Annotated in this window: 9 protein-coding genes and 1 pseudogene; 5 read left to right on the top strand and 5 right to left on the bottom strand. The window is 70.6% G+C overall.

Annotated features, from left to right (window positions below; all coding sequences use genetic code 11):
• Positions 1–9,468, top strand: a pseudogene (locus OG858_RS06005) (type I polyketide synthase); the annotation flags it as partial.
• A gap of 209 nt (positions 9,469–9,677) precedes the next feature.
• Here OG858_RS06005 and OG858_RS06000 read toward each other — a convergent pair.
• The 5 genes from OG858_RS06000 to OG858_RS05980 form a co-directional block, all read right to left on the bottom strand.
• Positions 9,678–10,241, bottom strand: a complete 564-nt coding sequence (locus tag OG858_RS06000) for a helix-turn-helix transcriptional regulator (RefSeq protein WP_086753939.1) — start codon at positions 10,239–10,241, stop codon at positions 9,678–9,680.
• A gap of 419 nt (positions 10,242–10,660) precedes the next feature.
• Entirely contained in the window at positions 10,661–13,549 is a 2,889-nt protein-coding gene (locus OG858_RS05995; RefSeq protein ID WP_086753937.1) for a helix-turn-helix transcriptional regulator, read from the bottom strand.
• 491 nt (positions 13,550–14,040) lie between these two features.
• On the bottom strand, positions 14,041–16,935 hold the full coding sequence (locus OG858_RS05990) for an ATP-binding protein (RefSeq protein ID WP_319065045.1): 2,895 nt from the start codon (positions 16,933–16,935) through the stop codon (positions 14,041–14,043).
• Positions 16,936–17,249: 314 nt separating this feature from the next.
• Complete coding sequence (locus OG858_RS05985; RefSeq protein ID WP_086753684.1) at positions 17,250–18,470, bottom strand: cytochrome P450; 1,221 nt, start codon at positions 18,468–18,470, stop codon at positions 17,250–17,252.
• Between the two features lie 97 nt (positions 18,471–18,567).
• Positions 18,568–19,791, bottom strand: coding sequence for a cytochrome P450 (locus OG858_RS05980; protein WP_256961093.1), 1,224 nt, complete (start codon positions 19,789–19,791; stop codon positions 18,568–18,570).
• A gap of 311 nt (positions 19,792–20,102) precedes the next feature.
• Between OG858_RS05980 and OG858_RS05975 the strand changes: the two genes are divergently transcribed.
• From OG858_RS05975 to OG858_RS05960, 4 genes are all read left to right on the top strand, one after another.
• Positions 20,103–20,312, top strand: coding sequence for a ferredoxin (locus tag OG858_RS05975; protein ID WP_319065046.1), 210 nt, complete (start codon positions 20,103–20,105; stop codon positions 20,310–20,312).
• A 38-nt stretch (positions 20,313–20,350) separates the two neighbouring features.
• Complete coding sequence (locus OG858_RS05970) at positions 20,351–21,598, top strand: activator-dependent family glycosyltransferase (protein ID WP_086750232.1); 1,248 nt, start codon at positions 20,351–20,353, stop codon at positions 21,596–21,598.
• Positions 21,599–21,687: 89 nt separating this feature from the next.
• Positions 21,688–22,692, top strand: coding sequence for a dTDP-glucose 4,6-dehydratase (gene rfbB, locus OG858_RS05965; protein ID WP_086750233.1), 1,005 nt, complete (start codon positions 21,688–21,690; stop codon positions 22,690–22,692).
• Between the two features lie 20 nt (positions 22,693–22,712).
• Positions 22,713–23,477: an AfsR/SARP family transcriptional regulator gene (locus OG858_RS05960; protein WP_143677336.1), complete on the top strand. Its 765-nt coding sequence runs from the start codon at positions 22,713–22,715 to the stop codon at positions 23,475–23,477.
• Positions 23,478–23,491: the final 14 nt, after the last annotated feature.

The following is a 23,491-nucleotide window of genomic DNA, read 5'->3' as shown; positions in this document are numbered from 1 at the left end:
CTACGCGCGTCCCTGACCGAGAACGAGCGCCTGCGCCGGCACAACGACGAACTCGTGCGGACGGCGACCGAACCGATTGCCATCATCGGCATGGCCTGTCGCTTTCCCGGCGACGTCACCACCCCGGAACAGCTGTGGGAGCTGGTCGCGGCCGGCGCCGACGCCGTCACGCCCTTCCCTGCGGATCGAGGCTGGGACACGACCGGTGACGCGTCCACGGCCACCACACACCAGGGCGGATTCGTCACCACGGCCGCCGATTTCGACGCGGGCTTCTTCGGGGTGTCGCCGCGTGAGGCGCTGGCGATGGACCCCCAACAGCGCCTGATCCTGGAAACGTCCTGGGAGGCCCTGGAACACGCGGGCCTGGCTCCCACCTCCGTGCGCGGCAGCCGCACCGGCGTGTACGTCGGCTGCAGCAACCAGAACTACGGAGCCGTCTCCGGCGACGACCTGCCCGAAGGCATCGGGGGCCACCTGCTCACCGGCAACGCGGCGAGTGTGGTGTCGGGGCGGGTGTCGTACGTCCTGGGACTGGAGGGTCCCGCGGTGACGGTCGACACCGCCTGCTCGTCTTCGCTGGTGGCCCTGCATCTGGCCGTACAGGCCCTGCGAGCCGGAGAGTGCGACCTCGCCCTCGCCGGTGGTGTGACGGTCATGTCCACCCCGGACGTCTTCACCGAGTTCGCGCGTCAGGGGGGTCTGGCGGGTGATGGCCGGTGTAAGGCGTTCGCTGATGCGGCGGATGGTACGGGGTGGGGTGAGGGTGCGGGTGTGCTGCTGGTGGAGCGGTTGTCGGATGCGCGCCGCAATGGTCATCGGGTTCTTGCGGTGGTGCGTGGTTCGGCGGTCAATCAGGATGGTGCGTCCAACGGGCTGACGGCGCCGAACGGTCCGGCTCAGCAGCGGGTGATTCGTGCTGCGTTGGCGGGTGCGGGGGTTGCTGCGTCCGAGGTGGATGTGGTGGAGGCGCACGGCACCGGTACCAGGCTGGGTGATCCGATCGAGGCGCAGGCGTTGCTGGCCACGTACGGCCAAGACCGGTCCGGGGGGCGGCCGTTGTGGCTGGGGTCGGTGAAGTCGAATCTGGGTCATACGCAGGCGGCTGCGGGTGTGGCCGGTGTGATCAAGATGGTGCTGGCGTTGCGGCATGGGGTGGTGCCGGCGACATTGCATGTGGATGAGCCGTCGTCGCAGGTCGACTGGGCGTCGGGCTCGGTACGACTGCCGACCGAACAGCAGCCATGGCCCGACACCGGCCGTCCGCGCATGGCCGGTGTCTCGGCCTTCGGGGTCAGCGGCACCAACGCCCACGTGATCCTGGAACAATCCCCCCTTCCGGAATCACCGGGTGAGCCTCTGGCCGCCCCCGCGGACTCCACACCCCTCGTATGGCAGTTGTCCGGCCGCACCGAGGACGCCCTGCGTGCCCAGGCCCGCGCCCTTGCGGCCTTCGCCGACCGACACCCCGAGGCCGCCCCGAGCCGGACCGGTCTCGCCCTCGCGACGACACGCACACACTTCGAGCATCGGGCGGTCGTTGTCACTGACGATCCCACTCGCCTCACCGAAGCATTGAACGGTCTCGCCGACAGCGTCACCTCGGCAGACACCATGGTCGGCCAGGACCGCGGAGAGTCACGACAAGCGTTCTTGTTCTCGGGTCAGGGTGCGCAGCGTGCGGGGATGGGGCGGGAGTTGTATGAGGCGTTCCCTGTCTTCGCGGATGCTTTCGATGCGGTGTGTGCGCATGTCGGATCCGGGTTGCGGGATGTCGTCTTCGGCGGGGACGCGGGGTTGTTGGGTCGTACGGAGTGGACGCAGCCGGCGTTGTTCGCGGTTGAGGTGGCTCTGTTCCGCCTGGTGGAGTCGTTCGGGGTGCGTGCGGACTTTGTCATCGGTCATTCGGTCGGTGAGATCGCTGCGGCGCATGTGGCGGGGGTGTTGTCGCTGGAGGATGCGTGCGCTCTGGTGGTGGCGCGTGGCCGGTTGATGCAGGAGCTGCCCTCCGGTGGGGCGATGGTGGCGGTGGAGGCCGCCGAGGACGAGGTCCTGCCTTTGCTGGATGCGGCGTTGGTGTCGGTCGCGGCGGTGAACGGTCCGCGGTCGGTGGTGATAGCTGGTGTCGAGGCTGCTGTGAGCGCGGTCGCCGAGGTACTGAAGGCGCAGGGTCGGCGGACGTCCCGCCTCCGGGTGTCGCACGCGTTCCATTCGCCGTTGATGGAGCCGATGCTCGGCGCGTTCCGTGAGGTGGCGGAGCGGATCACCTATGGAGCACCCGTCATCCCCGTCGTGTCTAATGTGACCGGACGCTTGGCTGTCGAGGGGGAGTTGGGGTCGGCGGAGTACTGGGTGCGTCATGTCCGTCAGGCGGTCCGCTTCGCTGATGGTGTGAGTGCTCTGGCGGCCGAGGGGGTGACGCGGTTCCTGGAGATCGGCCCGGACGGCACTCTCACCGCCCTCGCGCGAACCGTGCTCGGTGACGTCGACGACGCGCTCTTCGTCCCGTTGCTCCGCAAGGATGTCTCCGAGCACATGGCCGTGCTGCGGGCGATGGCCCGCTTCCATGTCGACGGTGGAGAGGTCGACTGGAGTGTCCTGCTGGGCAGCGGCGACGGTGCCCCGGCGGTGGACCTGCCCACCTACCCGTTCCAACGCCAACGCTACTGGCTCGCCCCGAACCAGCCGGCGCCCGGCGTCCCGGCCGTACCCGTGCACGCCTCCGCGGTGATCGACGACGCATTCTGGGCCGCTGTCGAGTGCGAGGATCTACCTGCGCTGGCGGCGGATCTCGACCTCGCACCGGACCTCCTCGGCCCGGTGGTTCCGGCCCTCTCGAAGTGGTACAGGCAGCGACAGGACCGGGCCACGGTCGACGCGCTGCGATACGCGGTGTCCTGGAAGCCTCTGACCAGGGACGACGAGATCCCCCCTGCCGCCGGGTCCTCCCGCACCGGGAACTGGACCGTCCTGGTACCGGCCGACCTGGACGTCGCCTCGCGCGGCAGGGTGAACAGCCTCGTCGCGGGCCTCCACAGACAGGGACTCACCCCGCACGTCGTCGAGACGGATCTCGCGGACCGGGAGGGACTCAGACTCGCGCTTGGCGAGACCGGCGCCGCGGACGGCACACGGGCGCCGGACGGGATCCTGTCGTTGCTGAGCTTCGACGCGTCCGCCGATCCGGTCGTGGGGACACTTGCCGCGCTCCGCGCGCTTGCCGAGTCAGAGCCTCTCGGTACACGACTTTGGGTCGTCACCCACGGGGCCGTCGCCGTCGGAAGTCCTGATCGCGTCACCCGCACCTCGCACAGCGCCGTATGGGGACTGGGCCGCGTCGCGGCTCTGGAACACCCGGATACCTGGGGCGGGTTGATCGATCTGCCCGACCAGGTGGACGACCGCGTGAGCGCACGTCTCGCCCTCGCACTGACCCGCCTCGGGCCGGATGAGGACCAACTGGCCATCCGGACTCATGGCATCTTCGGCCGCCGACTGTCCCAGGCCGCGCCACTGCCGCAGCTCACGGCCGATGGCTGGGAGCCTCGCGGTACGGTGCTGATCACCGGCGGAACCGGCGCTCTTGGCGCACACGTGGCCCGTTGGGCGGTGGCGCGCGGCGCCCGCGACCTGCTCCTGGTGAGCCGCAGTGGCGAAGCGGCCCCCGGCGTGGCCGAACTGCGCGCGGAACTGCAGGAGGCGGGGGCCCAGGTCACGCTGGCAGCCCTGGACGTCTCCGAACGCGACGACCTCGCCGCGCTCCTGTCCGAGCATCCTGTCGACGCGGTGTTCCATACAGCCGGTGTTCTGGACGACGGCACGCTGCTCACGACGGATGCCGGTCGTGTCGAGCGGGTCATGGGCCCCAAGGCCACGGCGGCCCTTCTGCTGGACGAGCTGACCCGGGACCGCGACCTCTCGGCGTTCGTCCTGTTCTCCTCCCTGGCCGGAACGCTGGGCAGCCCGGGACAGGGCGCCTACGCCGCCGCCAACGCCGTCCTCGACGCCCTCGCCGAGCGGCGCCGGGGCGAGGGTCTGCCGGCCACGTCGATCGCGTGGGGCCCGTGGGCGGGCGACGGCATGGCCGCCGATTCCGGTGGCCGACGTCGTGGCCAGGGTGCCGTGACCGCGCTCGCCCCGGGGTTCGCCCTGTCCGCGCTGGGCGCGGTTCTCGACGGCGACATCACCACCCAACTGGTCGTGGACGCCGACTGGAACCGTTTCATCCCCGCGTTCACCACGACTCGCCCCAGCGCCCTCCTCACCCCCATGGCCCCGCCTCCGGCCGTCGGCCCCGCACCTGGTGGCAGCGCGCACAGCGGTACGGCCGGAGACGACCTGCGCTCCCGTGCCGCGGGCCTGTCGCGCGAGGCCGGGCAACGCCTCGTACTCGACGAAGTGCAGAAGCTCGCGGCGATGATGCTGGGGCACACGGGTCCGGGGCAGGTGGGCGCTGAGCGGGCGTTCCGTGATCTGGGTGTGGATTCGTTGATCGCGGTGGAGCTGCGCAACGTCCTGGCAGCTGTTGTGGGCGTGGCTCTTCCTGCGACGGTGGTGTTCGATCATCCGACTCCGCGGGCGCTGGCGGAGTTCTTGTACGGGGAGTTGTTCGGTGCGGACGGTGCCGCTCCTGCGGTGTCGGATGTGGCGGCCGTGGCGGTACTGGACGAGCCGGTGGCGATCGTCGGTATGGCGTGTCGTTTCCCGGGTGGTGTGGAGTCCCCGGAGGATCTGTGGGACATGCTGGTGGACGGCCGGGACGGCATCGCCGACTTCCCCACCGACCGAGGCTGGGCCGCCATCGAGTCCGTTTACGACCGCTACGCACAGGGCGACGGCGGAACCACGGACTTCGTCCGTCGTGGTGGCTTCTTGTCCGGTGTCGGTGGTTTTGATGCGGAGTTCTTCGGGGTGTCGCCGCGGGAGGCGTTGGCGATGGATCCGCAGCAGCGGTTGTTGTTGGAGGTGTGTTGGGAGGCGGTGGAGCGGGCGGGTGTTGATCCGCGGTCGTTGCGTGGTTCGCGGGTGGGTGTGTTCGCGGGGACGAACGGTCAGGACTATCCGGCGTTGTTGAGTGTGTCGGAAGGTGACTTCGGCGGTTATGTGGGCACCGGCAATGCGGCGAGTGTGGTGTCGGGGCGGGTGTCGTACGTCCTGGGGCTGGAGGGTCCCGCGGTGACGGTCGACACGGCCTGCTCCTCTTCGCTGGTGGCGTTGCATCTGGCCGCACAGTCGCTTCGCTCGGGGGAGTGCGATCTGGCGTTGGCCGGTGGTGTGACGGTGATGTCGACGCCGGGTGCGTTCGTGGAGTTCGCGCGTCAGGGGGGTCTGGCGGGTGATGGCCGGTGTAAGGCGTTCGCTGATGCGGCGGATGGTACGGGGTGGGGTGAGGGTGCGGGTGTGCTGCTGGTGGAGCGGTTGTCGGATGCGCGCCGCAATGGTCATCGGGTTCTTGCGGTGGTGCGTGGTTCGGCGGTCAATCAGGATGGTGCGTCGAACGGTTTGAGTGCGCCGAACGGTCCGGCTCAGCAGCGGGTGATTCGTGCTGCGTTGGCGGGTGCGGGTGTGTCGGCGTCCGAGGTGGATGTGGTGGAGGCGCACGGTACGGGGACGCGGTTGGGTGATCCGATCGAGGCGCAGGCGTTGCTGGCCACGTACGGCCGGGAGCGGGCCGGGGGTCGGCCGTTGTGGCTGGGGTCGGTGAAGTCGAATGTGGGTCATACGCAGGCGGCCGCGGGTGTGGCCGGTGTGATCAAGATGGTGCTGGCGTTGCGGCATGGGGTGGTGCCGGCGACGTTGCATGTGGATGAGCCGTCGTCGCAGGTCGACTGGTTGCCAGGCGGAGTGGAGTTGCTCACCCAGGCGCGTCAGTGGCCGGAGTCGGTGGAGCGTGCGCGTCGTGCGGGGGTGTCGTCGTTCGGTCTGAGTGGTACCAATGCCCACGTCATCCTCGAAGAGGCGCCTGCGGATCCGGCTCCCGAAAAGTCCGGGACAGATGACGGAGCCGTGCTGCCCTGGCTTGTGAGCGCCCGGAGCGCCGAGGCCCAGCGGGCTCAGGCTGGACGGCTGCTCACCGTACTGGGGGAGCGGCACGACTCTGCTCCCGTGGGACTGGCCCGTGCACTCGCGTCCACCCGTACCTCGTTCGAGCAGCGAGCCGTCGTACTCGCTGCCACACGGGAGGAGTTCGTCGAGGAGCTGCAAACCCTGCACCTGGGCGAGACCGGCCTGCGCACGGTCACGGGCGTTACCCGGGAGGGCGGCCGGACGGCGTTCTTGTTCTCGGGTCAGGGTGCGCAGCGTGCGGGGATGGGGCGGGAGTTGTATGAGGCGTTCCCCGTTTTCGCGGATGCTTTCGACGCGGTGTGTGCGCATGTCGGATCCGGGTTGCGGGATGTCGTCTTCGACGAGGACGCCGGGCGGTTGGGTCGTACGGAGTGGACGCAGCCGGCGTTGTTCGCGGTCGAGGTGGCTCTGTTCCGGTTGGTGGAGTCGTTCGGGGTGCGTGCGGACTTTGTCATCGGTCATTCGGTCGGTGAGATTGCTGCGGCGCATGTGGCGGGGGTGTTGTCGCTGGAGGATGCGTGCGCTCTGGTGGTGGCGCGTGGCCGGCTGATGCAGGAGCTGCCCTCCGGTGGGGCGATGGTGGCGGTGGAGGCCGCCGAGGACGAGGTCCTGCCTTTGCTGGATGCGGCGTTGGTGTCGGTCGCGGCGGTGAACGGTCCGCGGTCGGTGGTGATCGCCGGTGTCGAGGCCGCCGTGAGCGAGGTCGCCGAGGTACTGAAGTCGCAGGGCCGGCGTACCTCCCGCCTCCGGGTCTCGCACGCGTTCCACTCCCCGTTGATGGAGCCGATGCTCGGCGCGTTCCGTGAGGTCGCGGACAGGATCACCTACGGAACACCCGTCATCCCAGTTGTGTCGAACGTGACGGGATGCCTGGCCGCTGAGGGGGAGTTGGGGTCGGCGGAGTACTGGGTGCGTCATGTCCGTCAGGCGGTCCGCTTCGCTGATGGTGTGAGTGCTCTGGCGGCCGAGGGGGTGACGCGGTTCCTGGAGATCGGCCCGGACGGCACTCTCACCGCCCTCGCGCGAACCGTGCTCGGTGACGTCGACGACGCGCTCTTCGCACCGCTGCTCCGCAAGGATGTCTCCGAGCACATGGCCGTGCTGCGGGCGATGGCCCGCTTCCATGTCGACGGTGGAGAGGTCGACTGGAGTGTCCTGCTGGGCAGCGGCGACGGTGCCCCGGCGGTGGACCTGCCCACCTACCCGTTCCAACGCCAACGCTACTGGCCGACGGTCACCGCGCAGGGCGCGGCGTCGGCGTACCCGTCGCTCTCCGAGGCCGATGCCTCCTTCTGGGCGGTCGTCGAGGAGGGAGCGTCGGAGCTGGCGGACACGCTCGGGGTTTCGCAGGAGGCGATGAACGCCGTTCTTCCCGCGCTGACGGCATTGCGCCGCGAGCAGCTGGAACGCGCCGAGGTCGAGGGCTGGTGCTATCGCGTCGACTGGGAACCGGTGGCTGTGCCGGACGAAAAGCCCGTCACCGGACGGTGGTTGCTCCTACAGATGCCCGATGACGTGCCACTCGCGGGGCTTGAGCAGTTCATTCCGGGGCTGGAGCGGCTGACCTGCGACGCCTTGGACCGTAAGGGGCTCGCCCGTCTCCTGGAGCAGGCCGTCGAAGGTGAGGAGCCGGCCGGCATGCTCTCCTGCCTGTCCCTGCCCCCGCTCGGGGACGGCCGGCCCGTGTCGGAGGCGGGCCGCGCTGTGGAGAACGTGATGGCGCTGGTCCAGGCGCTCGGCGACGCCGGGGCAGCCGCACCGCTGTGGGTCGTCACGCATGCGGGGTTCGGGCCCGGCCGCGCGCCCGACGAACCGGCGCAGGCCGCCGTCTGGGGGTTCGGCCGGGTGGCGGCGCTGGAGTGCCCCGACCGCTGGGGCGGTCTGGTCGATGTGCCGCCGCATCCGGATCCGGATGAACTCGGCTCCCTGGCTTCGGTGTTGTCCCACGCGGGCGAGGACCAGGTGTCCGTGCGCGGCGCGGCGACGTACGCCCGCCGTCTCCGCCCGGCCCCGTTGCCCGCCTCGGCTCCTACCGCCGCCCGGGACGCGGACCGCAGGATCCCGCAGCGGCTCCTGGTCACCGGTGGCACCGGTGCGCTCGGGGTACGCGTCGCCGAATGGTTCGCCGGGCGCGGTACCACGCAGCTCGTGCTGACGAGCCGGAGCGGCCCAGACGCCCCCGGTGTGGCCGACACGGTCGCCCGGCTACGGGCGGCGGGCGCGGAGCGGGTGGAGGTCGTCGCGTGCGACGTCGCCGACAGGCTCCAGGTCGCCGCACTGCTCGACGCGCACCCTGTCGACGGGATCGCGCACGCGGCCGGCGTCCTCGACGTCGACCCGATCGACGCCACGACCCCCGACGATGTGGATCGCGTGTTGGGTGCGAAGGGGTGGGGTGCGGTGTATCTGGATGAGTTGACGCGGGGCTGGGATCTGGATGCGTTTGTGGTGTTTTCTTCTGTTGCGGGTGTGTGGGGGAGTGGGGGGCAGGGGGCGTATGCGGCGGCGAATGCGTGGGCTGATGCGGTGGTGGAGGCTCGGTGTGGTCGTGGGTTGGTGGGGGCTTCGGTGGGGTGGGGGCCGTGGTCGGGTGGGGGGATGGTGTCGGATGTGGGTGCGGTGGAGTTGGGGCGTCGTGGGTTGAGGGTGATGGATCCGGGGTGTGCTCTGGTGGGGTTGGGGAGTGTGTTGGAGGGTGGTGGTGGTGCGGTGGTGGTGGCTGATGTGGAGTGGGAGCGGTTCGTTCCCGCGTTCACCGGTCGTCGTCCCAGCCCCCTGCTGACCAGCCTCCCCCAGGCGGCGCAAGCGCTGGCCGCGCTCGACAGGCCGGGCACCGGCACGTCGCATGAGGCGCACGGTTCCGGCGGCGTGCTTCCCGCCCTCGTCGAGCACCTCGCCACTCTGTCGCCCCAGGGGCGCACCACCGCGCTCCTGGACCACGTGCGAAGGGCCGCGGCCAGAGCCCTCGGGCATGCCGAGACCACCGCCGTCGCCCCCGACCGCGCCTTCCGCGACATGGGGTTCGACTCGCTCACGGCAGTGGAACTGCGCAACTCCCTCCTCGCTGACACCGGTCTACGGCTGCCCGCGACGCTGGTGTTCGACCATCCGACCCCGGCCGTGCTCTCCCGGTATCTCGACGGCGCGCTGGCGGGAGAGGGCGGCTCCGTCACGGCCATGCTCGCCGAGGTGGAGAGCAGCATCGCCCGCATCATGAAGACGGATCCGGACCAGGACGTACGGACCTTGTTGGGGACCCGGCTCAGGGCTTTCCTCAGCGAGATGGAGGACACCGGCGCCGTCGACGGTGACGACGCGGGTGGTCCGGCTCTCGGCGCCCGGTTGGACGACGCCAGTGACGAGGAACTGTTCGACCTCATCAGCCGCGAGCTGGAGCAGTAGTGGCGCGAGCCGACGCCGGGAAGCCGTGAGCGGCGGGTTTCCCGGCATTGGCGGCCGAAGGGCCTGGTGATACGAGTCAGCGGCCGCACCGGAAGAGGTGCGGCCGCTGAAAGAAGATGTGGTCGGATGCCACGGCGGACCTGCTGCCGCCACCGGGAGTGTGTCGGCGGGGGCGAGTTGCGCGTGTTCCTCGCGCGGCGGGGCGTCGCCTACTTGATGAATTCCGGCAGCACCCGCGGCGGCCACTGGCCTACCGTCAGCATGCCCATGGAGTGGGCGCGCGCCACGAGCGCGGCCCGGTTCGGCGCCTTGAGCTTCCGCAGCATGAGGCCGACGTGGTACTCGACACCTTGCCGGCTGAGGTAGAGCCGGGCGGCGAGCTGAACCGTGGAGGCGCCGCTGGCGACCCCTTCAAGGACCCGCGCGTCCAGCTTGCTGAGCAGTGCCTCCCGGGAGCCGACGACGGCCTCGGGCTCGCTGCCCGTCGTGCCCTCGTCGGGCCGCACCTGCACGACGATCCCCGCGAGGTGCCCCGTCGTGTTCTGCACGGCGATGCCGGTCAGCTCGCCGGAGAAGGCCCGGCCCGAACAGCCCATGCCGACCATACGCTCGGCGAAGCGGTTGGAGCGTCCCTCCGAGAGGCGGTTGAAGTGCCGGGTGAGCAGCGAGGGAGAGCTGGGGTGCAGCAGCTCGTAGAGACTCCGTCCACAGGTGTCGGCCGAGCTGCGGCCGAACTGGCGGGAAAAGGCGGGCTCCGCTGCCACGATGTGCATAGCGGTATCGATCTGTGCCGTGTATACGCGGCGGCCGTCCTCTCCGCGTGGGCGCACATCGTGCGGAGGCCGGTTGGGGGCTAGGCCATGTTGCGGTTCTGCCGTTCTGTCTCTGTTGTGCGAGGTGCCTTCTATTCGCGTGCTCAATGCGCCGCACCGTCTTTCTGCATTCCGATGTGGGGGGTTCGCCCCGAGGGATCTGAGCGGAGATGGTCAGTGCTGGATCGAGATCTGACCCACCTGGGACGATCGTGATCGCACCTGATCAACTGTGTCGAGCCTAAGAATGCGTCTGCGGAGGGTCAAGCAAACTTTTGCGTGGCTGCAAAACATTGTGGTTCGGTGGTTCGGTGGTGCGGTGGGCGGGTTGATATTCGGCCACGGTTGGCGTCTATCGCTGCTGCCCGTTGTGAGCGGGTTCACGACGGCTGGTCGTCCCCGAGGGCCTCAAGTGCCTTAATGAGGTCGGAGCGTCCCGAAATATCAAGCTTCCGATACGATCGGGTCAGATGTTTCTCCACCATGCGTGACGACGTGCCCAGCCGGCTGGAGATCTCGGAGTTGCTGAGGCCGGCCGCGGCCAGCTCCGCGACCTTCCGTTCGGACGGGGTGAGCCGATGCCCCGCCTGTTCGGTGACCTTCGAGCGGCCGCCCGTCAACTGCTCGCGAATGCTCTTCGCGAGACTGTGGACTCCGTATTCGGTGGCCAGCTCCTGTGCCCGTTTCAGGGCGGCGGTCCGCCTGGTGCGACCCGTTTCCTCATGGGTTCCCAGCGCGTACAGCGCACGACACAGCTCGTAGCCGTTGCTGCCCTTCTCCAGGACCGCGACGGCCTCTTCGAGACACTCGGTGCTCTCCTGGCCGACGGTGATCCTGCCCAGGACCACGAGAGAGCGGCCGACGCCGGCGGGCGCCCCCCAGACGCGGGACCTGTCCACGTCCGTCCGGGCCACGGCCAGGGCTTCGTCATGTTCGCCCAGCCGGTGGTGCATGAGGGCTGTGCTGGACGGCCACGGCAGGACGATCGGGTTGCTCCAGCCGATCTGCTCCGTGTGCAGGCCCGCCATCCGGTAGTGGTAGAGCGCGCCGCGGGGCTCGTTGCGCCGGGCGGCCAGGGACCCGCGGGCCATGTGTAGCAGCGCCGTCAGATACTGGTTCTCGGCGTCCAGCCGGTGATGTGTCAGGAGCCCCTTCGCCAGCTCCGGCTGGCCGGTGGCGAGCGCGACCCTCGCGAGAGCCCCCACGCACATGCTGGGCAGACCACTGCTCTCGGGCCCCACGAGGGCGTCGGCCCGCAGCACCTTGTCCCCGGCGTCGGCCGGATGCCCGTCGGCCAGCGCGACCACGGCCTGTTCGCACCGGATGACGGCCTGCTCGACGTCACCGCCCCGGCGCTGAGCCAGCCGGTACGCCTCGTGCAGCCAGTCGGCCGTGCCCTCCGTCCGCCCGGCCGCGGCCAGAACGGTCACGGCCAGCGGGATGGTGGAGTGGACGTGCTCGGGTGCGGGCGGTTCCTGTTCCAGGAGCCGGGCGGCAAGGCCCGCCAACTGGTCGGCGGGGGCGGCGTTGGCGAGGAAGGCTACGTACATCAGGGAGGTGACCAGCTCTCTTTCTCCTCTGGTACCGAGCCGGGGAGAGGGTCCGAGGTCGCGGAACCTGCGCAGCGCCCGCTTGATGTGCGCGGGGTCCTGCGCCGAGAGGATGTGCTCGTGCGCCTCCAGGCGCAGCATCAGTTCCTGCTCCACCCAGTCGTCGCTGTGGCCGCGGCGCAGTGTGCCGGCGACCTCGGCCCGGACGTCGTCGATACGGAAGGTCGGCGGATCCATCTGCAGCGGTCCCAGCCGTGCCACCGCGTCAGCACGTTCCACAACCGATTCGAGCAGGGGTACGGCCTCCACGACGTGCCGCACCGAGGCGGCGGTGGCGAAAGCGCGTTCGGCTGTCGCCAGGTCGACGAGCAGCCGGGCTCGGTCGCGCGCGGCGAGCGAGCCGTCCAGCAGAGCACGTCGCAGATATCGGGCCGAGTCCCGCGGCGAGCCGCGACGCAGGGCGCTGTCCGCGGCGGTCCGCAGGATCCGCACCGCCCGTTGGCCCCGCAGGGTGCTCGCCGCCATGAACTGCTCCGCGGCGAGTTCGGCAGGATGGCCGGTACGGTGCAGCAGTTCGGCAGCCACCTTGCGCATCGCCGTGCGTTTCTGGGGCGGCATGTGCTCTTCGAGCAGGTCCCGCAGTACGGTCCCCGAGGTGAGTCTGCAGGAGTGCGGATCCACGAGACCGGCGAGCCGTAACACGTCGATCGCCTCCGCCTCCTGTGCCTCGTCGAGTGCGGCGAGGCATGCCACGAACCGCGAGTCCGCGACTGCGCCGAGCACGGTCAGCGCGTACGCCGCCCGCCGTACGTGGTCCGGCTGCGACCGCAGGAACGCGGCCAGGCGCTGTCGTATGCGTTCTGGGCGCAGGGCGGCGACGATGGCGGCGTGCGTCGAGGCGGGACGCAGCCCCAGGTACTGCGCCTCGTCCAGCAACGCCCGCAGTAACAGGGGACTGCCGCCGGAACGCGTGGCCACCGTCTCGACGAAGGCCGCGTCTGCCGAGTCCCCGAAGCTCTCCTCCACCAGCGGGCGCACGCTGTCGCGGCCGAGCGCCGACAGCTCCACCGTCCGGTCGGCGGCCTCGCCCGCGGACGCGGGAGAGTCCTTGGCGGGCGTGAGCAGTTGTCGGACGTGCTGCCGGGTGCCACCCACGTCGCCCGGCAGCACGGAGAAGACGAAGAGGATCCGCTGCTGCCGGCGCCGCGCCAGGGACACGGCCAGTGCCTGGAGCGACTCCGTGTCCGCCCACTGGAGGTCGTCCACCATGAGCACCACCGGCCGGTCCGCGGACATCGAGTCCAGCAACGCCGCCAGCCACCGGGGAGCATGCCGCCGGCACGGTGCGGAACACGAGGGAACCGCCGAGAGCTTACGGTCGGAGTCCGCCGACAGGCCGGACGGGATCGAGGACGACGCGCCCTCGGGCAATGAGGCGGCCGCGTCCCGCAGCCAGCGGTTGCTGCCGTCGCCCGGTCCCAGCGCCGAGTCCACCAGCTGCCGGACCACCCCGAGCCCGAAGTCTTCCTCGGCCTCCGAGGCCTGGGCCCTGAGCAGCAGTGCCCCCTGCTCACCCGCGAGCGCCGCCAGGGCCTCCAGAAACGACGATCTGCCCACGCCCAGAGGGCCGCGGACGACCAGGAGTGAACCCCGCCCGCTCCTGGCCCGGCGGAGAGCCTCGGTGGCCTGTGCCAGCTCCGACTCGCGTTCCCAAAGCATCGTACTGCTCCTCGGAATCGCCCATGCAGAAGAAATCCGGAATTGTCCCGGGGAGGTGACCCACTTGTCCTTGAAATCTTGAGCATCAGCAGACCATGGAGAGGGGGGTGTCAGCAAGGGAAAACGAACAGCCGGTCAATCGTGATTCGAAAGTACCCCTGTGTGTCAATTTGGGGGGTGAAAGTCTGAAAGTCGATCGATGTGCGCGGCCGGCCGGGAAGGTGGTAGGTTCGTTTTTGTATCCTGGGGTCTTCCCTCTCGCATGCCTAGAGAATGCCGAGGAATGGGCCAATGCATCGCGCGTAGACCCCCCGCAATGAGCTGGGGGGTTGAATCGTTTCGGGCCGCGGTGGCGCGGCGATCCCGTGGGCCGACATCAATTCATCTGATAGCCCACCGCCTGACGAAAAGGCGACAGCGGCCGGAACGGATACTGGACGGCCGAGGCGCGGACAACGGGATGACCTCCAGGTTTCTCGGCCTGAATGGCGCTATAGCTCGTGGGCGGCTGCCCCGTCCATTTCCGACATCTCCAGGGCGGTGCGCAGTTCCCGCCTCCCCGACAGACCCAGCTTGCGGTACGCCGAGGTGAGATGGGCCTCGACCGTCCGCTGCGTCACGAACAGTTTCTCCGCGATCCACGCGTTGGACCTGCCGTCCGCCGCAAGGCGGGCCACCTGTGACTCGCTCTGTGTCAGCGCGTCCAGCCCACGGGAGACCGGCTGGCGCGGCCGAGCGCCGGTGGCGAGCAGGGCGCGGTGGGCGTCGGCGTGCAGGGACCGGGCGCCGATGGCGTACGACTCCTCCCAGCCCTGGCGCGCTACTTCGCGGGCGGCCTTCCGGTATCCGAGCCGGTGGAGTTCCACCCCCCGGGCGACCCGTACCCGCGCCCGCAGCAGCGCCGCCCGGGTGCCCATGAGTACCTGCTCCGCTTCCTCCAGCAGGGGCGGCCGCTCGTCCTCGCCCACCGCCGCCGCCCACAGACCGAGCCCCGCCCCGAGGACGCACGGCAGGTCCGCGGACCGGGCCGTGGCGACGGCTTCCTCGGCCAGTGCGAGGGCCGCGCGACTGTCGCCCACAGCCAGATGAGCGTGCCCGGCCCAGTACCACCACGACGAGACGGCCGGGTTGGTGCGCTGCCACGCCGTCTGCCTGCGTCCGCACTCCAGGAGATCCTCCAGGGCCTGCTTCGGTTCCTGGCGCACCAGGTGCAGTCGGCCCCGGGCGCAGAGGAGTTCGTTCCACTGCCAGGAGTCCCGAAGCGGGTCGTGCAACTCCGCTTCCAGGGAGGCGAACTCCGCCGGACCCCCGACGTCGACAAGGGCGTGCAATCGGACGGCCAGTGAAAGCGCCCGTTGTGGGCTGCCGCGCTCGACCGTGGCGTTCGCGAGGGCACCGGCGGTGGTGCGCAGTACCGCGTCGAGAGAGCCGAGCCGGAGGTGGGCGTCCGCGCTGAGCGCGAGCAGATCGGGACAGGTACGGTCGAGCGGCGCGTCGGTGGCCTCGATCAGTTGCCGGCAGACGAGCTCGGCCTCATGCGGCCGATCCGCGTAGAGGAGCACGGAGGCGGCGCAGGCGAGGTGGCCGGGGGAGTCCGTGGCCGGTGTGCCGTGGCGGCACACCGTGCGGGCCGCGGCGAGCGCCTCCCCGACACGGTTCGCACGTGTCACCGAGATGAGGGCGCGGGCCGCGAGGAGGGCGCGCTCGTCGGGCGTTTCGCCGGGCAGCGAGAGGTCGAACGACGCGGTGCCGAGCAGCTCGGCGATGGAGGCCCGGTTGGCGGTGGCCGCCAGCAGCACCTGGGCCTCCAGCAGATGAGGGGCACTGGCGGCGGACAGGGACGCCGCCGCGTCGGAACGGTACTGGGCGAGCAGATCCAGCGCGCGGGCCACCTGTCCCTGCCGGGTCAGCGTCCCCGTGAGCGGGCTGAGCGTCCGCAGCCGCAGATCGGAGTAGGGGGCCCGCTCCAGCGCCGACGTCAGGTGGCGGATGCTTGCCTCCGGGTCCACCCATGTCTCCGCCAGGCCCAGTTCGGTCAGCAGGCTCGGGTCGCAGTCACTCTCGGTGCCCTCCGGCACGCACGCCCGCAGCAGCTCCACCGCTCGCTCCGCCGAGAGGTGGAGCATCGCCTCCCGAGCCGCCTCCCGCAGCACGACCCGCGCCCACGGCTGGGCCGCTGCCGCCGGGGCCCGGCACAGATGCTCGGCCACGTCCGCGGCGCTCTCCCCGCCGTCGTGCAGCAGCCGGGCGGCCCGGCCGTGCGATGCGGCGCGTTCCTCGTCCGACATGTCGGCGAGCACCGCGTTGCGTATGAGGGCGTGGGCGAAGTACCAGTTCGTGCTGTCGGCCGCACTGATCAGCCCGAGGGAGATCAGGACGAGCAGGGAGCGGTCGAAGACGGAGTTGTCCAGATGGGCCAGCCGTGCGCATGTCTCCAGGGAGGCGCCGTCGCCGAGCACGGCCAGTGCCCGCGCTCCCTGGACGGTCGCCTCCGGCTGCCGACGCAGCATCCTTGTCACCCGCAGCCGGACGGCGGGAACGTCCTGCTCGCCCATCGGCGTTAAATGGTCGGTGGTGAGCGGGAGTTCCTCGTCCCGCAGCTCCATGAGGAACTGCGTCACCGTCAGCGGGTTTCCGTTGGTGGCGGCCAGACACGCGTTCTGGAACTCGGGGCCCGTCTCCGCCCCGATGAGCCGACGGGTGAGCAGACCGACACCGTCGCGGGTGAGCGGGCGGAGCCGCAGGACCTGGCACAGCGGGGACGCGGCCACCTCGTCGAGTGCCGGGACGTCGGTTCCGCCGCGCCGGGCGAGCACCAGGAACACCGGCAGTCCGGCCAGCCGTCGGGCGGTGTGCGCGAGGAACCGCAGCGACGCCTGGTCGGCGTCGTCCGCGTCGTCGACGATGATCAGCGACGGTCCGCGAGCGGCTGCGGACCGGACACACCCGTGCAGTTCGGCCAGGACGCTGAAGGAAGGGTTGCCCGCATCCAGGTCGTACCACGCCGGCCCGGGCGGGCCGGTCTCGATGTCCCAACCACTCGGTATGCCGGGCCGAGGAGCCACGGGCAACCCGTCGGGTCCACCCTCATGCAGCTCGGCGAGCAGGGCGAGCGCGGTGCTCAGGGGCAGGCGATGCCCCTCCCGCCCGGCCCGGGTCCGCACGACGCGCAGATCCAGGGAGCGGGCCTGCGCTGCCAGCGCGCACAGCAGAGTCGTCTTGCCGATGCCGTCCGGGCCTTCCAGGATCACCAGGGCGGGGGCGCCCGCCGCGGTTCGCCGGGCGAGCTCACCGAGGACAGCGAGCTCGCGCTCGCGCTCCACCGGCTTCGGGCGGGATCCGTGCGGCCGTGCCTCAGGAGAACCGCTCGCGCACGCAGTGGTCATCAGCGTGTCCCTCTCTCCCGGAGTGCCGCCGACGCCACCGGGACATCTGCGCCCAAAACTCGGACACCGTCCATGGAGGCCACGGGCGGTGTCCGGCCGGATACTGTCCGGCCAAGGTCATCTTTGCCTATACAGGCCTGGCAGATCTCCTAGTTCCGATAAATGAGAGGTACTTGAACTCTCCACAATTCCTCCGTGCTGCCTCCATGGGGGGCAGCCCTGTCGCTCGCGCCGCGGCGGGCTGCCGGCGCAGGGCCGCACCGACGTGAGGCCCTCCGCTCCGCGTGTGACGCGGTGCTCTCTTCCCGGCCGCCTCAGTCCCAGGCCACCGGCAGCCTGTCGACGCCGTAGTGCACGGCGCGGTCGCGCAGCGGCACCTCCTCGGCCGGCGTCGCCAGCCGCAGCGTCGGGAACCGCTCGAAGAGGGCGCGCAGCCCGATGCGCAGACTGGCCCGGGCCAGATGCTGGCCCAGGCACTGGTGGGCGCCGAAGCCCAGCGCCAGGTGCTTGCGGGGGACACGGGTGACGTCCAACTCGTCCGGGGCGTTGAAGACCTCCGGGTCACGGTTGGCGGCGGGCAGGGACAGCACCACGGTCTGGCCCGCCTTGATCGTGGTGCCGCCGATCTCCACGTCCTCCAGCGCACACCGGCTCGACCCCATCTGGGAGATCGTCAGATAGCGCAGCAGCTCGTCCACCGCACCCGTCTCGTACAGCTCCGGCCGCTCGCGCAGCAGCGTCAGCTGGTCCGGGTGCTCCAGCAGCGCGAAGGTGCTCAGCGACAGCATGTTCGGCGTGGTGTCGAGCGAGCCGCCCAGGGTGAGAACCCCCAGGTTGACCAGTTCGTCCTCGGTCAGCTCGCCGGTCGCCGCCAGCCGCCCGAAGAAGTCCTCGCCCTGTTGGGCCATCCGCTCCCTCACCATCGGCCGGATGAGCCCGTCCATCGACTCCAGGTGATGGATGAACTCCTCCAGCGTGTAGGTGAGCGTCATCAGTGCCGAGAAGTGCTCCTGGATGCCGTCCATCAGCTCCGGAGAGACGCCCATCAGCGAGCACACCGACCGCAGGCTGACCTTCTCCGCGAAGTCGCCCAGAAGATCGGCGGGTGAGCCCGCGGCCGCCATCTCCTCCAGTGTCTCGTCGACGATGCGCTTCAGGTGGGGCTCGTACTGCTGGATGCGCCGCAGTGTGAAGTGACCCGCCAGCAGCCGCCGGTATTTGGTGTGGTCCGGGGCGTCCATCTTCGCGAACGACCCGGGGGGCGAGGGCTGCGGCGCGTACTCGGTCATCGGGAACGGCGGCGCGACCACATGCGCGAGCAGTTCGTTGCGGTGGCTGAACCGGTCGTCGGCGAGGATCTGCCGGACCAGGTCGTGCCGCGTCACCAGCCAGCCGGAGGTGTCCTTCGGCGCCACCTGGAACGTGACGGGACTGACCGGCTGCTCGGCGCGCAACCGGGCGTACTCGGCAGGGGGGTCGAACGGGCACTTCCCCCGCTCCGAGGGAATCACGGGAGGCTCGGGCCTGGTCTTCATGAGGTCACTCCATAGGGAGGCGCGAAGCGGGAGTCGAGTACGGGAGGGGACGGCGTCCGCGGGCGCCGCACGGGAAGGGAGGACGTCCGCGGACGCCTCAGGTGCGTTCCACGAGCAGCGGCAGATGCCGTGCGCCGAAGACGTTGGTGCCGTGCCAGGCCAGCCGCGCCTCCGGGTCCACACGGATGCGGGCGTACCGGTCCAGCAGGGCCTCCAGCGCGATCCGGCCCTCCAGCCGGGCCAGCGGGGCCCCGATGCAGTAGTGGATGCCGTGCCCGAACGCGGCCTGGCGGGCGTTGGCGCGGTGGGGGCGGAACTCGTCCGCGTCCTCGAAGACCTGCTCGTCGCGGTTGGCCGAGAGTAGCCACAGGTACAGCAGGGAGTCCTTGCCGACGTCCAGACCGGCGATGTTCGTCCCGGCCGTGGTGACCCGCTCGATCCGGGTGAACGGCGGGCGCAGACGCAGGGCCTCCTCGATCACCGCGGGCACCAGCGAGCGGTCCGCCCGCACCCGCGCGAACAGATCCGGATCCCGGTCCAGACAGATCAGCGCGTTGCCCAGGAGCACCGACGTGGTGATGTGCCCGGCCAGCAGCAGCAGCGTCGCGAAGCTCGCGATGTCCTCGTCGTCGAGCCGCTCACCGTCGACCTCGGCGCCGACCAGGGTGCTCAGCAGGTTCCCGTCCGGCTCCTTGCGCCGGGCCTCGATGAAGCCCTGGAGGTAGGCGGAGATGGTGACCGCGGTCTCCTCCATCCGGCGCACGCTCTCCGGATCCTCCGGATCGGTGGACAGCAGCTGGTCCGCCCAGCCCTGGAAACGGTCCCGGTCCTCGACCGGCACCCCCAGCATGCGTGCGATGACCGTCACCGGCAGCGGGTTGGCGAGCGTGTCCACCAGGTCGAAGGCGCCCTCGGGAGCGGCGTCCAGCAGTTCACCGGTCAGATCGGTGATCCACGGTTCGAGACCGGCGATCAGCCCCGGGGTGAACGCCCGGCTCACCAGACGGCGCATCTTGCCGTGCAGGGGCGGATCGAGAAGCAGCAGCGTGCCGCGCGGGGCCTGCTTCTCGCCGCCCGACAGCCTGCCCACCGTGTCCGAGGAGAACGTCGCCGGATCGGCGAGGATCCGCTGCACGTCCGCGTGCCGGAAGACATGGACCCTGCCGGCGCCGTCCCGCCACGCCGGCTGCTCCTCGCGCATCCGCGCCGCCCACGCCAGCAGGGTGGCGCCACCGTCCGGCGCCACGGCCGGCTCACGCTCGGTCCAGGAACCGGCCTCGGGTGTCGGGTCGAGCACGTCCGAGGTGCCTTGCTGCGCCACCCGGATTCCCCTTTCGCAGATGTCGTACGACGGTTCCGGACGGCGCCGTGCCACTGCGGCCGCGCCGTCGCCCTCCGTCCGCCGGTCACTCCAGCACGGCGGCCCCGCGGCGGACCAGGGAAGGCCGCGCAATCTAGGGATTCACCGAGTACCGGCCGTCGCGGCCGACCGACGGCCCGGCGCCGCGGCTGCCGAATTTCTGGAGGAAATCCCAGACAGCGGTCTCCCGGCGGCCGAACCCCCGCTCCCGCACCGCAAGATGGGCTCGCCCCGGCATCCCACCGGACCGGCACGCACGCAGGAGGCCTCCCATGGACATCGCGATCGACCACGACAGGTGCATCGGCGCCGGTCAGTGCGCCCTCATCGCCCCCGAGGTCTTCGACCAGCGCGACGACGGACTGGTGCTGCTGCTGGTCGAGCGCCCGGACGACGCTGGGCTCGACGCCGTCCGGGAGGCCGTCGAGTCCTGCCCGATGAGTGCCCTTTCCGTGGGCGAGGACCGTAGGCCCCCGGCCTGAGCGCCGTCCCGGCCGCCCCCTGAGGAGGAGATCAACCGATGCGCGTCCTGTTCGCCGGCCTGCCGGAGAAGTCGCACGTCTTCACCATGGTTCCGCTCGCCTGGGCTCTGACGGCCGCCGGGCACGAGGTGCTGATGGCCAACGCGCCGTCCCTGACCGACGCCATCACCGGCGCCGGACTGGTGGCCGCCCCGGTCGGCAGCGACCACGACCTGCACCGCGACATGGCCGTCGCACGCGACTCGCAGGACGCGGACGTCGCCAACTGGAGCCGTCTCGGCTACGGCGACGTCGACCACGCGAGCCTGCTCGCCCGCTACAGGATCAGCGTCCCGTACGGGTTCGCCCGCTACAACGACCCGATCCTCGACGACCTCGTCGGCCTCGCCCGTGACTGGCGGCCCGACCTCGTCGTCCGCGACCCCATCGCCTACGCGGGCGGAATCGCCGCCCGCGCCTGCGGCGCCGCCCACGCCCGTCTGCTGTGGTGCGCCGACGTCTACGGCCAGGCCCGCGCCACGTTCGTCGAACTCGCCGAGGACATGCCCGAGGACCAGCGCGCCGATCCGCTCGCCGACTGGATCGACGAACGCGGAAGCGCCTACGGCGTGCGCTGCGACGAGGAACTCCTCAACGGACAGTTCACCATCGACACGCTGCCCCCGAGCCTGCGCCCTCCCTCCGACCTGCGCCGGCTCTCCATGCGGTACGTGCCCTACAACGGCGCGTCCGTGCAGTGGCCCTGGCTGCGCGAGCAGCCCAAGCGGCCCCGGGTGTGCGTCACTCTGGGCCGTACCAACACCGAGGCCTACGGCGGCGACTACGTGGCCGTGGCCGACATCCTGCGCGCCCTGTCCCGGCTCGACGCCGACATCGTCGCCGCCCTCATGCCCGAACAGGCCGAGAGACTCGGCGACCTGCCCCCCAACGTCCGGGCCGTCAGCGGTCTCGCCCTCAGCACCCTGCTCCCCAGCTGCACCGCCATCGTCCACCACGGCGGCTGGGGCACCTTCTCCACCGCCCTGGTCAACGCAGTGCCGCAGCTCGCCCTGTCCACCCTGGTGGCCGACCAGGAACTGCGCGGCCGGTCACTGCAGGACAGCGGGGCCGGACTCCACGTGCACCACACCGACGCCGACGCCGACCGGGTCGCGGACCTCACCCGGCGCCTCCTGGAGGACCCCTCCTACGCCGCCGAGGCACGCCGTCTGCGCGACGAGTCGGCCGCCATGCCCACGCCACACGACCTCGTCCAGGAACTGGAACGCCTCACCGCAGCCGGCTGAATCCCCGGTGCCGGCCCGACCCCCATTCGCCCACCTTGAGGAAGGAGGACGGCGCCCCCTCGGCACACCCTGAGACGCGCCGCACCCAGATGAGTCAGACGCGCATCCTGGTGACCGGCGGTGCCGGCTTCATCGGTTCCCACTACGTCCGGACCCTGCTCGGACCCCTCGGCCCCGACGACGTCACCGTCACCGTCCTCGACTCCTTCACCTACGCCGCCAGTCTCGCCAACCTCGACCCCGTCGCGGACAGCGACCGCTACCGGCTCGTCGTCGGCGACATCTGCGACAGCGCTCTCGTCGACAGCCTGATGGCCGAGCACGACCAGGTGGTGCACTTCGCCGCCGAGTCCCACGTGGACCGGTCCCTGGCCAGCGCCACCGAGTTCGTGCGCACCAACGTGCTCGGCACCCAGACCCTGCTGGACGCCGCCCTGCGCCACGGCACCGACCGGTTCGTGCACATCTCCACCGACGAGGTCTACGGCTCCATCCCCGAGGGCTCCTGCTCCGAGGAACAGCCCCTGCACCCCAACTCCCCGTACGCCGCGTCCAAGGCGGCCAGCGACCTGGTCGCGCTCTCCTACCACCGCTCGCACGGCCTGGACGTGCGCGTCACCCGCTGCTCCAACAACTACGGGCACCACCAGTTCCCGGAGAAGATCATCCCGCTGTTCGTCACCCGGCTCCTCGCCGGTGGCCGGGTTCCCCTCTACGGCGACGGCCTGAACGTGCGCGACTGGCTGCACATCGACGACCACGTCCGCGCCGTCGAACTGGTCCGCACGGGCGGCAGGTCCGGCGAGATCTACAACATCGGCGGCGGCACCGAACTCGACAACCGCAGCCTCACCGAACTCCTTCTCGAGGCCTGCGACGTCGGCTGGGACAGGGTGGAGTACGTCATCGACCGCAAGGGCCACGACCGCCGTTACTCCGTGGACTGGCGCAAGGCCCACGTCGAACTCGGATACAAACCGCAGAAGGACTTCGCCGAGGGCCTCGCCGAGACCGTCGCCTGGTACCGGGACAACCCGCAGGTTCCGGCAGACGCAGCCCGTCCCGATCCGCGGACCGGGACCGCCCCGTGCTGACCTGGCGCACCCTCGGCTCCGTGCGTGCATCGGCCGACGGCCACGACGTCACCCCGTCGGCGCCGAAGGTGCGCCAGGTGCTGGCCCTGCTGCTCGCTCGCCGCAACACCGTCGTACCGCTCGCCGCCCTCACGGCCGAACTCTGGCCGGGCCGCCCGCCCCGCAGCGCCACCGCGACCGTGCAGACCTACGCCTACCAGCTGCGCAAGGCGCTGCACGGTGGCGACGGACTTGGCTCGGGCGAGGAGGGGCCGCTGGTCACCCACGCCCACGGCTACCTGCTGCGGGTCGGGCCCGGGGAGTGCGACGCGGAGGAGTTCGCGCTGCTCACCGGCCGGGCGCGGACGGCACTCGCCGCCGACGACCCGCCGGGCGCCGCCGCGCTGGTCGAGCGGGCCCTGCTGTTGTGGGACGGACCGCCCTTCGCGGACGTCCCACAGGGCCCGGCGCTGCACGGACACGTCCTGCGCCTCGAAGAACTCCACCTTCAGGCCGAGGAGTTGCGCGTCGAGGTCGGCCTGCGCCTCGGCCGGCACCGTGAACTCGTCGGTGAGCTCAAGGAACTCGCCTGCGCCCACCCGCTGCACGAGTGGTTCCAGGGCAGCCTCATCATCGCCCTGGAACGGTGTGGCAGGCGCAGCGAGGCGCTGGACGTGTACCAGAGGTTGCGCGCGATGCTCCGGGACGAACTGGGCCTCGATCCCTCACCCGGTCTCCAGCACCTGCGTCAGCACGTGCTGACCGACCGCGTCAGCACGGCCGACCTGGACCTCCTGCCGGGCTGATGTCCGCCCGCCGG

Origin of the sequence: Streptomyces europaeiscabiei (assembly GCF_036346855.1) — a bacterium.
Taxonomy (GTDB): domain Bacteria; phylum Actinomycetota; class Actinomycetes; order Streptomycetales; family Streptomycetaceae; genus Streptomyces; species Streptomyces europaeiscabiei.
This window is presented reverse-complemented; position numbering and strand designations above follow the sequence as displayed.